This window comes from Streptococcus oralis (assembly GCF_002386345.1).
Classification (GTDB): domain Bacteria; phylum Bacillota; class Bacilli; order Lactobacillales; family Streptococcaceae; genus Streptococcus; species Streptococcus oralis_S.
Map to the genome: position 1 here is coordinate 867,272 of NZ_CP023507.1, position 12,309 is coordinate 879,580.

Here is a 12,309-nt window from a genome sequence, read left to right on the forward strand (position 1 = left end):
TTTTTAGATTTTAAAAACGGATGTACTTGTATTGGACTTGAAACACAAGAGAAATGGATTTCCTATTATTTTTATAAAAAGTTTGACTTCCGACCTTCTTTCGATTTTAACGTTCACATGTCTTTATAAAGGAGTAGAAAATGAAGAATGAAATGCTAGCTTTGATCCTTGCGGGTGGGCAAGGAACACGTCTCGGAAAACTCACTCAAAGCATTGCCAAACCGGCAGTGCAATTCGGTGGGCGCTACCGTATCATTGACTTTGCTCTTTCCAACTGTGCAAACTCTGGAATCCATAATGTTGGTGTGATTACGCAATACCAACCTCTTGCTTTGAATAACCATATCGGAAATGGTTCTAGCTGGGGATTGGATGGTATCAATTCAGGTGTCTCTATTTTACAACCTTATTCAGCCAGCGAAGGAAACCGTTGGTTTGAAGGGACTAGTCACGCTATCTACCAAAACATTGACTACATCGACAGTGTTAATCCAGAGTATGTTTTGATTCTTTCTGGTGACCACATCTACAAGATGGACTACGATGATATGCTTCAGTCCCACAAGGATAACAATGCCAGTTTGACAGTAGCTGTCCTAGACGTACCTCTCAAAGAAGCTAGCCGTTTTGGTATCATGAATACAGATGCCAATAACCGTATCGTTGAATTCGAAGAAAAACCTGCGCAACCTAAGTCTACAAAGGCTTCTATGGGGATTTATATCTTTGACTGGAAACGGCTTCGCAATATGCTTGTAGCTGCTGAAAAGAGCAACGTCGATATGTCTGACTTCGGTAAGAACGTTATTCCTAACTATCTCGAGTCTGGTGAAAGTGTCTATGCTTATGAATTTAATGGCTATTGGAAAGATGTTGGTACGATTGAGTCACTTTGGGAAGCCAATATGGAGTACATTTCGCCAGAAAACGCCTTGGATAGTCGCAATCGTCAGTGGAAAATTTACTCAAGAAACTTGATTTCACCACCAAACTACTTTGGTGCGCATGCACATGTTGAAGATTCATTGGTTGTGGATGGCTGTTTTGTAGATGGAACTGTTAAACGTTCGATTCTTTCAACAGAAGCACAAGTACGTGAAGGTGCCGAGGTCGTTGATTCTGTCATCATGAGTGGAGCTATTATTGGGCATGGAGCAAAGATTACTCGTGCCATCATTGGTGAGGGTGCCATTATTGCAGACGGCGTAGAAATTGACGGAACTGACGAAGTACAAGTAGTAGGATACAATGAAGTAGTGGGGGTAGCAACAGATGAAGATTGATAAATATTCAGCCATTTTAGGAAACACAGTTGGTTTTCATGATATGTCAACGTTAACAGAACACCGTCCGGTAGCTAGCTTGCCTTTCGGTGGGAAATACCGTTTGATTGACTTCTCCCTTTCCAGTCTTGCAAATGCAGGTGTTCGTAGTATCTTTGGTATTTTCCAACAAGATAATATCAGCTCAGTTTTCGACCATATCCGTTCAGGTCGTGAATGGGGCTTGTCAACCCTTCTAAGTCACTACTATCTAGGAATTTACAATACTCGTGTTGAAAGTAGTACAGTTGGAAAAGAGTATTACCAACAGCTTCTCACCTACTTGAGACGTTCAGGTTCAAACCAAACCGTTTCGATTAACTGCGATGTGCTGGTGAATATTGACTTGAATCAAGTTTTCCACCTACACAATACAACAAAAGGTCCGATCACAGTTGTATATAAGAAACTTCCAAAGAAAGACATTTCAGATGTGAATGCTATTTTGGAAATCGATGAAACTGACCATGTTCGTTCGCACAAACTCTTTGATAATAAATCTACGGATGAACTCTTCAACATGTCTACAGATATCTTTGTTGTGGACACTCCTTGGTTGATTGAACGACTTGAAGAAGAGGCTCAGAAAGAATATCCTGAAAAGTTGCGCTATGTTCTTCGCGATTTGGCTGTAAAAGAAGGTGCTTTTGCATACGAATACACAGGCTACTTAGCAAACATTCATTCTGTTCAGTCTTATTATCAAGCAAATATTGATATGCTTGAATCTAAAAAGTTCTACTCACTTTTCTCACCAAATCAAAAGATTTATACCAAAGTTAAGAATGAAGAACCAACCTACTATGCGAATACTTCAAAAGTAAGTACTTCTCAGTTTGCTTCTGGTAGTATCATTGAGGGTCAAGTAGTTCAGTCAGTCCTATCTCGTAACATTTATGTTCACAAAGATAGTGTGGTGAAGGACAGCATTTTATTCCCTCGTGTTGTGATTGGGCAAGGTGCCCAAGTTGAATTTGCCATTCTAGACAAGGGAGTTGAGGTTGCGGACGGTGTTGTCATTCGAGGCACAGCAGAACATCCAGTTGTAGTGAAGAAGGGTGAAACAGTAACAGAGGATATTTATTCATGAAAATTTTATTTGTAGCGGCAGAAGGAGCACCCTTTTCAAAAACAGGTGGTTTGGGCGATGTCATTGGCGCACTTCCCAAATCACTTGTAAAAGCGGGGCACGAAGTTGCAGTTTTCTTGCCTTATTATGATATGGTAGAAGCTAAGTTCGGTGACCAGATCGAGGATGTTCTCCACTTTGAAGTTAGTGTAGGATGGCGTAGACAGTACTGTGGTATTAAGAAAACGGTCTTGAATGGGGTTACTTTCTACTTCATTGATAATCAGTATTATTTCTTCCGTGGTCATGTGTACGGTGATTTTGACGACGGTGAACGCTTTGCCTTTTTCCAACTGGCCGCTCTTGAAGCCATGGAACGCATCAGCTTTATCCCTGACCTTCTCCATGTTCATGACTATCACACAGCCATGATTCCCTTCTTGTTAAAAGAAAAGTACCATTGGATTCAAGCATATCAAGGAATCAGAACCGTTTTAACCATTCATAATTTGGAATTTCAAGGTCAATTTTCTGAAGGAATGTTGTGGGATTTATTCGGTGTTGGCTTTGAACGCTATGCTGATGGAACCCTTCGCTGGAATGATTGTCTTAACTGGATGAAAGCAGGTATTCTCTACGCGGATCGTGTCTCAACCGTTTCTCCTAGCTATGCGCATGAGATTATGACCAGTCAGTTTGGTTGCGGTTTGGACCAGATTCTTCGCATGGAGTCAGGTAAGGTTTCAGGTATAGTTAATGGTATTGACGCAGATCTTTATAATCCTCAAACAGACCCACTTTTAGACTATCATTTTGATAAAGAAGATTTGTCTGGAAAAGCTCAAAACAAAGCAAAACTGCAAGAGAGAGTTGGGTTGCCTGTGAGACCAGATGTTCCTCTAGTTGGGATTGTCTCTCGTTTGACACGCCAAAAAGGCTTTGATGTTGTTGTTGAAAGCTTGCATCGTTTCTTGCAAGAGGACGTTCAAATCGTTCTTTTAGGAACAGGTGATCCTGCTTTTGAACATTCCTTCTCATGGTTTGCGCAAGTCTATCCTGACAAGCTATCAGCCAATATCACTTTTGACGTCAAACTTGCTCAAGAAATCTACGCAGCTTGTGATCTCTTCCTCATGCCAAGTCGTTTTGAACCATGTGGCTTGTCTCAAATGATGGCGATGCGCTATGGAACTCTACCATTGGTTCATGAAGTGGGTGGCTTGCGTGACACTGTTCAATCCTTCAATCCAATCGAAGGAACTGGAACTGGATTTAGCTTTGACAATTTAACACCATACTGGCTTAACTGGAGTTTCCAAACAGCCTTGGATGTTTATAAGTACCAGCCGGAAGTTTGGAGAAATCTACAAAAACAAGCTATGGAATGTGATTTCTCATGGGATACAGCCTGCAAATCTTACCTTGACTTGTACCATAGTTTAGTCAACTAATAGATAAAATCGTATGATTCTTTCATACGATTTTTGGGCTGTTTAGAAAGGAAAGTTTATGTCTCAAGTAATGGGGCTCTGTGTCATGGACGTTGACGGCACCCTGATAGCAGAAGAGGTGATTGACCTTTTAGGAAAAGAAGCAGGTTGTGAAGAAGAAATATCGCAGATTACAAGCCAGGCAATGCGAGGCAAACTGGACTTTGAAACAAGTTTACGAGCGAGGGTAGCTTTGTTAAAAGGCCTTCCGGTTTCGGTCTTTGATACTGTCTTCAAATCCATTCATCTGTCCAAGAATGCTCAAGAATTTATCTCCATACTTCAAAAGAAGGGCATTCTAGTCGGTCTAGTGTCTGGTGGCTTTACACCAATAGTTGAAAGATTAGCAAAATCCCTTGGTATTTCCTATTTCTCCGCCAACCAGTTGGAAGTCAAAGACGGTTTTTTAACAGGAAAATCAGTTGGTGAAATTGTGACAGGTCAAGTAAAAAAAGCTACTCTTGAGAGATGGAGAAAGGAATTAGAACTTCCCAAAGAAAGAACGATTGCCATCGGTGATGGTGCCAATGACCTCTTGATGTTAAAGTCAGCAGGACGTGGTATTGCATTTTGTGCCAAAGAGGTCGTAAAAACAGAGATAGCTTGTCATGTAGATACGAGGGATTTTTTGGAAGTTCTACCTTTGATTGATTTCTTAGAATGAGAGGGAACTATGAAAATTGTAATTGCACCCGATTCTTTTAAAGAAAGTTTGACGGCAGAAGAGGTCGCTCAAGCTATAAAAAGAGGATTCCAAAAATCGATAGCAGATGTAGAATGTCTGCTTTGCCCTGTTGGCGATGGTGGGGAAGGAACTGTAGATGCGCTTCGACATTCGCTTGACCTCGAAGAAAAATGGTTCCAAGTGACAGGACCTTTTGGGCTAAAAGAAGCCATGCGCTACTTTTATAAAGATCAAATAGCGCTCTTTGAAGTTGCTAACTTGGTTGGTCTTGGAAAGATTCCGCAGGAGAAACGAAACCCTCTCCACATCCAAACTCGCGGTATCGGAGAATTGATCCGCCATCTTATTGATCAAGGTATGAAAGAAATCTACATCGGTGTAGGTGGTACGGCTAGTAATGATGGTGGAATTGGCATTGCAGCTGCTTTGGGTTATCACTTTTATGATAAGAATGGAAAAGAATTGCCAGCTTGCGGTCAGACTTTGCTTGAGTTTGAGTCAGTTTCAGACAGCGAGTTGTATAGGATTCCTGAAGATGTGAAAATCCGCATTTTAGCAGATGTCGTGAGCCCTTTATGTGGTCATCAAGGAGCGACCTATACATTTGGAAAACAAAAGGGCTTGGATCCTGCTTTGTTTGAGACAGTAGATCTGGCTATACAGGAGTTCTATGAAAAATTTTCACCATCAACCCTGTCTCTCAATGGAGCAGGAGCCGGCGGTGGGATTGCGGCTGGGCTCTGTTCCTTTGCTGAGGCCACTATCGTATCTGGAATTGACACTTGTTTAGATTTGATTGATTTTGATAAGAAAGTTGCAGGGGCAGACTTGGTTATCGTTGGAGAAGGCAGACTGGACAGTCAAAGCTTTGTTGGAAAAGCTCCTATGGGAGTAGCAAAAAGAACCCCTAACGGAGTTCCTGTTATTGCTATTTGTGGTAGTCTTTCTGAGGATTTACCTTCCCTACCATTCGAAAATATACAAGCTGTCTTTTCTATTTTAGAGAAAAGTGAACCTTTGGAAGATAGTTTGAAAAATACAAGTCTCTATTTGGAGCACACAGCTACTAATATTGGCCGTTTATTAAACATGAGAAATCATTAACCAAACCATTTTTTCCAGATGGATTTTTTAGGTGGCTCAGCCTTTTTCTCCTCCCAAAGACTTGAAAATGCAAGTCTAAGGTCCTTTTCTTCTACTTGAACAGGTTCATTTGTATGAATGACAAGACCGAAAGGAGAGGTGATATGATCATCTGAAACAATAGTCGCCTGACAGTTGCTTTCCTTTGCTTGCTTTAAGTAAAAGACCTGTTTGTCAAACTCGATATTTGGTGAAATCTTCACAAAAAGTGCCTCTACCTTTTCTTGAAAACCCTCTAAAATAGAGAAAAATCCATGTTCTAATTCAGGACTATTGGCAGTACTGATATCCGCGTAGCCAAGAACTCTTTCCTCGAAAGTGCCGAGATAGCGGCGTTGTTCGTCAGGGTTTAATTTCGGCCCACCATGAGCTTTTTCTAGTAGTTGTTTTGATAAATCTGTCATAAAAACAGTATATCACAAAAATCGCAAGAAAACAGATAAAAGAAAGCGATTACTTTATAAAGTTAAGGAAAATTTGCACAAAGATAACGTTTTTTCTTGAAAAACGCTTATTTTTAAGGTATCATAGAGGTGTAAAAAATTTAACTCAAAGGAGAGTAAAAAATGTCAATTATTACTGATGTTTACGCTCGCGAAGTCCTAGACTCACGCGGTAACCCAACACTTGAAGTAGAAGTTTATACTGAATCAGGTGCTTTCGGACGTGGTATGGTTCCATCAGGAGCTTCTACTGGTGAACACGAAGCAGTTGAACTTCGCGACGGTGACAAATCTCGTTACGGTGGTCTTGGTACACAAAAAGCTGTTGACAACGTAAACAACATCATTGCTGAAGCAATCATCGGCTACGATGTACGTGACCAACAAGCTATCGACCGTGCTATGATCGCACTTGACGGTACTCCTAACAAAGGTAAATTGGGTGCAAACGCAATTCTTGGTGTGTCTATCGCTGTAGCTCGTGCTGCTGCTGACTACCTTGAAATCCCACTTTACAGCTACCTTGGTGGATTCAACACTAAAGTTCTTCCAACTCCAATGATGAACATCATCAACGGTGGTTCTCACTCTGACGCTCCAATCGCTTTCCAAGAATTCATGATCGTACCTGCTGGTGCACCATCATTCAAAGAAGCTCTTCGTTGGGGTGCTGAAATCTTCCACGCTCTTAAGAAAATCCTTAAATCTCGTGGTCTTGAAACAGCCGTAGGTGACGAAGGTGGATTCGCTCCTCGTTTCGAAGGAACTGAAGACGGTGTTGAAACTATCCTTGCTGCGATCGAAGCTGCTGGATATGTTCCTGGTAAAGACGTATTTATCGGATTTGACTGTGCTTCATCAGAATTCTACGATAAAGAACGTAAAGTTTACGACTACACTAAATTCGAAGGTGAAGGCGCTGCTGTACGTACTGCTGCAGAACAAATCGACTACCTTGAAGAATTGGTAAACAAATACCCAATCATCACTATCGAAGATGGTATGGACGAAAACGACTGGGACGGTTGGAAAGCTCTTACTGAACGTCTTGGTGGTAAAGTTCAATTGGTTGGTGACGACTTCTTCGTAACAAACACTTCTTACCTTGAAAAAGGTATTGCAGAAGGTGCTGCTAACTCAATCCTTATTAAAGTTAACCAAATCGGTACACTTACTGAAACATTCGATGCTATCGAAATGGCGAAAGAAGCTGGTTACACTGCAGTTGTATCACACCGTTCAGGTGAAACTGAAGATTCAACAATTGCTGACATCGCAGTTGCAACAAACGCAGGACAAATCAAGACTGGTTCACTTTCACGTACAGACCGTATCGCTAAATACAACCAATTGCTTCGCATCGAAGACCAACTTGGTGAAGTAGCTGAATACCGTGGATTGAAATCATTCTACAACCTTAAAAAATAATCTAGTTCAGTGAACAAGGTTTGAAGCCCCTCGGATTTTTTCCGAAGGGCTTTTTTCTGTTCAAGGGGATAAGAAAGGGGCAGAGTTTATGGTATAATAGACAAAAACACTTGTATTAGGAAGAAATTATGTCTAAAGAGATTGATATTGAGTATTACCATCAGCTAGCCTTGCAAAAGCAGAAGGACCACCGCAAAGTGTTAGCTAATCTAAAGAAAAAACCTCCTAAAAACTTAGATAAGATTGCGCAGCAGATTCACCAAGAAGTCTTTGCTGAGATTGATTGCACTGCCTGTGCCAACTGTTGCAAGACTTTGGGGCCCGACTTTAAAGAAGCAGATATCACCCGTATCGCTAAGTACTTTAAGATGAAATTACCGGCTTTTGAAGCGGAATTCCTTCAGGTGGATGAAGATGGGGATAAAGTTTTCAAATCCATGCCTTGCCCCTTTCTAGGAGGAGACAATCTCTGCTGCATCTATGATGTTCGTCCCAAGGCCTGTCGTGAATTCCCCCATACAGATCGGAAAAAGATCCATCAAATTAATCATTTGACGATTAAGAATACCTTGACCTGCCCTGCAGCCTATCTCTTTGTTGAGAAATTAAAAGATAAGTTATAGAATTTACACCTTTAAATCTTGTACAAAGATTCTAGGGTGGAAGTATCCTGTATTTGTTAGAATATAGATAGAATTGAACACGGACTAAAAGCTATGCGAAAAAGAAAAAATTACCTAGAATCAGAAGAACCAGCGATAATTTTCCCATTTTCACTTTGCTTTTAATGACCTTTGTATCTTATGGAGGTAAGAAAAGAAGAATATGATGCATCAATTCAATCAAACCATGGATTATTTGGAGCAGCAACTGACTGGAGAAGTGGATATGAAAAGATTTCAGTAGCTATCGGGCTATTCTTACTCTCTCTTTAGCAGGCTATTTTCTATCCTGGCAGATATGACATTAGCAGAATACTTGCGCAATCGCAGGTTGTCAGAGGCTGTGATGGACTTGCGGGAAAGCACTGAGAAAGTCATTAACATAGCAATGAAATACGGCTATGAGTCTGCTGACGCCTTCAGCACAGCCTTCAAGAAATTCCATGGTGCAACTCCCTCAGAAGTTCGAAAAGGAAAACCTTATCGGATCTTTCCTAGACTTCAATTATCCTTAAAAATCACAGGAGGAAAGAACATGGATATCAAGATTCAAAAGAAACCTGCTTTTACCGTGGCAGGCGTCCTATTGGAAGCTATTGACAATAGCAAATGCCCGTCTGCTTGGGAGCATCTCTATGCCCATCACAGCTTTGAAAGCCTAGAGAGTCTAGGCAGTGGCCAATCTTTTGGCGTCTGCTCGGATGTCAAAGAAGGCGAAATCATCAACTATATGGCTGCTTATGATGTGACGGATAAAACTAAAGCAGAAGAACTAGGTCTGTCCATCAAAGATATCCCAGCCGCTGAATATGCTATCGTACCAGTCAAAGGCCCTATACCTGCTAGCATTCACAATGCTTGGAAATATGTCTTAGAGGTCTTTTTTCCAGAAACTGGCTATCGCCACTCAGGAGCCCCAGACTTTGAAGTTTATTTCAAAGGAGATATGTCGTCCTCAGACTACCAAATGGAACTCTGGATACCAGTCATCAGGGACTAGATCATTTTCTGATTTTTTATAAAGATGCAAATCAAACTCTGTAGAAGATAGCTTTTACAGAGTTTTTAATTGTTGACATTCATGTCTGTAAACAAACAAACCATATTTTTTGTTTGGATTTTATGGGGCATGCGAATAGTTTTCTCGGTATAATAGTCCCATAGAAGATAAGGAGGTAGGAATATGCAGATGTATTTTGGAGATGTGTCACTTTGCTATAGTTATTCATTGGCAATGGCACTGGATGGCTATGGCTATGACTTTAAAGCAGAGTTTTTAGAGGCAATTATGGTGATGGGAAATGGAGCTAGTATCGTAAAGGAAGATGAGGAGCACCCTCTAGTATTTTTTGATAATGGAATGCCAGATCTTTCCATCTCTCATTCCTTAAAAATACTTGGGTTTGACTATGAGGACTTCTATCTAAAAGATGGCGCGGAAGTAGATTTGGAAGAGGTTAAAAGAAAGTTGGAAACATTTCTGTCAAATGGACCTGTCGTTCTGGGACCTCTTGATATGGGCCATCTGACTTACAATCCCAATCACACAATCCTTTATGGTGTGGATCACTTCGTAACCGTGTATGGCATTGATCATCAGCACCTCTATTTGCATGATCCAGCTGGTTTTGCCTGTATGAAGGTTGCTTTTAATGACATACTAGAAGCATGGAAGGCAGAGGCTATTGACTATAAGCGCGGAGCCTACTCCATGTGGGGAAATTTTAAGAAGGTCAGGAGTCCTAGTCAGACTGAAATCTATCAGGAAACAGCAAGGATTATGAAGAACAGATATCTGAATGGCCAAAACGGTGTTTTGGAATGTTATGCAAAAGCAGTTGCTGAAAACGGCTTAAATACGGAGCAAAAACAATTGCATCAGTATTTCAGCTTTAAACTTGCTGCTGTTCGAAATCTCTATCTCAGTAAATTCTTAAAAGACCATGATCCAGAAGGGGCAAGATTAAAAGAAGAATTGGCTACTCTATTTGGTCAAGCCCATCTTTCATGTTTAAAAGAAGATTACCAAGAACTAGCCCACTTGCTCTATCAGATAGCAGAAGTGGATGGTCGCTTTAGAGATTTATATGTAAACTAGTGACTATAAGCATAAAAAAATAGTTAGTAAAAGCAGTTGTTCGTAAAATGAAGAACTGCTTTTTGATTATGGTATAATGAAGTAACAAAATAGCTTATTCTAGTTGAAAATGAAGGGAGAACTCCTATGCCTAGACCGAGAACGAAAGAGGAGCTAGTGTTAGCCTCTAAGGAAAACTATGAAAAACTTAATCTCTTAATTTCTCTGCTAAGTGAAGAGGAGCTACAGACTCCTTTTGATTTTTCAAAAGACCAAAAGAAAAAAGAAGCTCACTGGAATAGAGATAAAAATCTACGGGATGTCCTGATCCATCTCTATGAATGGCATCAGTTACTTTTAACCTGGGTACATTCCAATCAAAAGGGTCATGAAAGACCTTTTCTCCCTGAACCTTATAATTGGAAAACTTATGGGGAAATGAATGTCGCTTTTTGGAAGAAGCACCAGAGAACGTCCTTAGAAGAAGCGACCAAACTCCTCAATCAATCGCATAAAGAGGTTTTAGAGTTGATGGAAGGCTTCATCAATGACGAATTGTTCACAAAAGGTGTCTATAAGTGGACGGGAGGAACAAGTCTAGGTTCCTACTTTGTCAGTGCCATCTCCAGTCACTATGACTGGGCTCTGAAAAAACTCAAAGCTCATCAGAAGAATTGTAAGTCCTACTAGTTAAAGTGAGTATGAAGTTTAGAAAAAGGTTCTTCTAAGTTTCGAATAGCATATTTCTCGTGATTTTAGAGCCATTCTAGCTTTAGAATCCTTCTAAAATTAAAATTTAGGTTTGTCATAAACTTAGAATAGCACCAAAACATTTATATCAATGCAATTCTAAGTTTCGAATCACACGGATATTAAAGGGATTGAGCAGTTCGACGCTTAGAATGCCTTGATTCTGAGAAATGTTGACTAGAAAATGATTCGAATAGCTTTTTTTCTGATATAGGATGATAGATAGATGGGTGAGATGATGAGCATAAAAAAAGAGAAAGTTAGAAAAGAGTTGGTGTCCCTCTGTTTGGGAGAGCTTACAGCCATCCTATCCTTTTGGTTGTGTTTTTTCCTTTTGAAAAATCGTCTTGGTGATTGGATGAGTCTAATTACCATTCTCTATCCTTTATCTTTACTGACATTTATATTGCTTCAAGGCTCGACCTATTGGGCGATTTTGATTAGAAGACTGTCGAAACCTCAGTTCGGAAGTGGAACTGTTCCCAAACTATATGGTTGTTTCAGAATACTAGACCTTGTTTTACTTATTTCAGGCTTTCCTTTTATAGTCTGGAACACCCAGAGTGTTCGAGTGGCTATTATAGCCACACTAATACAGCTTTTTGCCCTTATCGAATGGATTAATTATTTCCTCCTACGCTTATCTTATAGTTTGAATCTACTTGTTTTATGGAAACGAATTGTTAAGGGAAAACTTGAAAAAAGCAGAATAGCCAAGGAGTTGGGGTAGGGGAGAATGAATGTATGTTTTAGAGACTATCAGTATAAAACTTTAGTTGACGTTAAATAATATTAAAAATGAATAGGAGAATATCTATGTCTGTAGGGTTAATGGTTGGTTATAATTGGTGGACTATAGGAGAAGGGAGTCTTTTTAATTCATTCTTTTCGACTATTTATGTTCGCTTAGAGAATAATCAGTGGGGAAGTAGATACCCAGTAATAATGAATAAGCTTTACTGGGGAGATGTTCCTTTTGAATCTGTTGAGAGTGGAATAGCTGAGTTGGTATCTATCCAAGAGGAGTTGAAAAAATTTCTCCCTCAGGATGTTATATGGGATTTTGAAGATTTGTCACTCACTCCTCCTTGGGGAAATAATATCGCAGAGCATATAACAAATTTATCGCATTATTTCATAACTAGTTCCGGAAAAGATTCATTCGAAGTTTTGCTGACTAGTTTTAGATTTGCACTTGAGCACGGTCAAAATGTGAGTGTAAAAAGTATTTGAAACTCAA

Annotated in this window: 12 protein-coding genes and 1 pseudogene; 12 read left to right on the forward strand and 1 reads right to left on the reverse strand. The window is 40.1% G+C overall.

Going from position 1 to position 12,309, the window contains the following annotated elements; all coding sequences use genetic code 11:
- Window positions 1-140 precede the first annotated feature (140 nt).
- From CO686_RS04320 to CO686_RS04340, 5 genes are read left to right on the forward strand one after another with little or no spacing between them, the layout of a single operon-like run.
- The gene (locus CO686_RS04320) at window positions 141-1,283 is read left to right on the forward strand and encodes a glucose-1-phosphate adenylyltransferase (protein WP_000787250.1); all 1,143 of its coding nucleotides are present in this window, start codon (window positions 141-143) and stop codon (window positions 1,281-1,283) included.
- Entirely contained in the window at window positions 1,273-2,412 is a 1,140-nt protein-coding gene (gene glgD, locus CO686_RS04325) for a glucose-1-phosphate adenylyltransferase subunit GlgD (protein ID WP_096753557.1), read from the forward strand. Before CO686_RS04320 ends, glgD begins: the two co-directional genes overlap by 11 nt.
- Window positions 2,409-3,842, forward strand: coding sequence for a glycogen synthase GlgA (glgA, locus tag CO686_RS04330; RefSeq protein ID WP_000697280.1), 1,434 nt, complete (start codon window positions 2,409-2,411; stop codon window positions 3,840-3,842). Before glgD ends, glgA begins: the two co-directional genes overlap by 4 nt.
- Before the next feature lie 58 nt (window positions 3,843-3,900).
- Complete coding sequence (gene serB, locus CO686_RS04335) at window positions 3,901-4,545, forward strand: phosphoserine phosphatase SerB (RefSeq protein ID WP_000084531.1); 645 nt, start codon at window positions 3,901-3,903, stop codon at window positions 4,543-4,545.
- A gap of 9 nt (window positions 4,546-4,554) precedes the next feature.
- The gene (locus CO686_RS04340; RefSeq protein WP_096753558.1) at window positions 4,555-5,670 is read left to right on the forward strand and encodes a glycerate kinase; all 1,116 of its coding nucleotides are present in this window, start codon (window positions 4,555-4,557) and stop codon (window positions 5,668-5,670) included.
- On the opposite strand, the gene CO686_RS04345 is transcribed toward CO686_RS04340, so the two are convergent.
- Window positions 5,667-6,113 carry a DUF1694 domain-containing protein gene (locus tag CO686_RS04345; RefSeq protein WP_000131096.1) on the reverse strand — a complete coding sequence of 149 codons (447 nt, stop codon included), beginning with the start codon at window positions 6,111-6,113 and terminating at the stop codon, window positions 5,667-5,669. The genes CO686_RS04340 and CO686_RS04345 overlap by 4 nt on opposite strands.
- 162 nt (window positions 6,114-6,275) lie before the next feature.
- Between CO686_RS04345 and eno the strand changes: the two genes are divergently transcribed.
- From eno to CO686_RS04380, 7 genes and pseudogenes are all read left to right on the forward strand, one after another.
- Window positions 6,276-7,580: a surface-displayed alpha-enolase gene (eno, locus tag CO686_RS04350; RefSeq protein WP_000022821.1), complete on the forward strand. Its 1,305-nt coding sequence runs from the start codon at window positions 6,276-6,278 to the stop codon at window positions 7,578-7,580.
- A gap of 128 nt (window positions 7,581-7,708) precedes the next feature.
- The gene (locus CO686_RS04355; protein ID WP_000031464.1) at window positions 7,709-8,203 is read left to right on the forward strand and encodes a YkgJ family cysteine cluster protein; all 495 of its coding nucleotides are present in this window, start codon (window positions 7,709-7,711) and stop codon (window positions 8,201-8,203) included.
- 202 nt (window positions 8,204-8,405) lie between these two features.
- Window positions 8,406-9,242 (forward strand): annotated as a pseudogene (locus CO686_RS04360) (AraC family transcriptional regulator).
- 183 nt (window positions 9,243-9,425) lie between these two features.
- Complete coding sequence (locus CO686_RS04365) at window positions 9,426-10,340, forward strand: YobF C-terminal domain-containing protein (RefSeq protein WP_001178523.1); 915 nt, start codon at window positions 9,426-9,428, stop codon at window positions 10,338-10,340.
- 126 nt (window positions 10,341-10,466) lie between these two features.
- Window positions 10,467-11,009: a ClbS/DfsB family four-helix bundle protein gene (locus tag CO686_RS04370; RefSeq protein WP_002880645.1), complete on the forward strand. Its 543-nt coding sequence runs from the start codon at window positions 10,467-10,469 to the stop codon at window positions 11,007-11,009.
- 286 nt (window positions 11,010-11,295) lie between these two features.
- Window positions 11,296-11,799 carry a hypothetical protein gene (locus tag CO686_RS04375; RefSeq protein WP_000504321.1) on the forward strand — a complete coding sequence of 168 codons (504 nt, stop codon included), beginning with the start codon at window positions 11,296-11,298 and terminating at the stop codon, window positions 11,797-11,799.
- An 86-nt stretch (window positions 11,800-11,885) separates the two neighbouring features.
- A complete protein-coding gene (locus CO686_RS04380; protein WP_000110629.1) occupies window positions 11,886-12,302 on the forward strand; it encodes an Imm70 family immunity protein in 417 nt (138 codons plus the stop codon).
- The last annotated feature ends 7 nt before the right edge of the window (window positions 12,303-12,309 follow it).

Coding starts and splice junctions, on each gene's coding strand:
- CO686_RS04345 (WP_000131096.1), bottom strand. CDS start 6,113: ATGACAGATTTATCAAAACAACTACTAGAAAAAGCTCATGGTGGGCCG.
- CO686_RS04380 (WP_000110629.1), top strand. CDS start 11,886: ATGTCTGTAGGGTTAATGGTTGGTTATAATTGGTGGACTATAGGAGAA.
- eno (WP_000022821.1), top strand. CDS start 6,276: ATGTCAATTATTACTGATGTTTACGCTCGCGAAGTCCTAGACTCACGC.
- glgD (WP_096753557.1), top strand. CDS start 1,273: ATGAAGATTGATAAATATTCAGCCATTTTAGGAAACACAGTTGGTTTT.
- CO686_RS04370 (WP_002880645.1), top strand. CDS start 10,467: ATGCCTAGACCGAGAACGAAAGAGGAGCTAGTGTTAGCCTCTAAGGAA.
- glgA (WP_000697280.1), top strand. CDS start 2,409: ATGAAAATTTTATTTGTAGCGGCAGAAGGAGCACCCTTTTCAAAAACA.
- serB (WP_000084531.1), top strand. CDS start 3,901: ATGTCTCAAGTAATGGGGCTCTGTGTCATGGACGTTGACGGCACCCTG.
- CO686_RS04355 (WP_000031464.1), top strand. CDS start 7,709: ATGTCTAAAGAGATTGATATTGAGTATTACCATCAGCTAGCCTTGCAA.
- CO686_RS04320 (WP_000787250.1), top strand. CDS start 141: ATGAAGAATGAAATGCTAGCTTTGATCCTTGCGGGTGGGCAAGGAACA.
- CO686_RS04340 (WP_096753558.1), top strand. CDS start 4,555: ATGAAAATTGTAATTGCACCCGATTCTTTTAAAGAAAGTTTGACGGCA.
- CO686_RS04375 (WP_000504321.1), top strand. CDS start 11,296: ATGGGTGAGATGATGAGCATAAAAAAAGAGAAAGTTAGAAAAGAGTTG.
- CO686_RS04365 (WP_001178523.1), top strand. CDS start 9,426: ATGCAGATGTATTTTGGAGATGTGTCACTTTGCTATAGTTATTCATTG.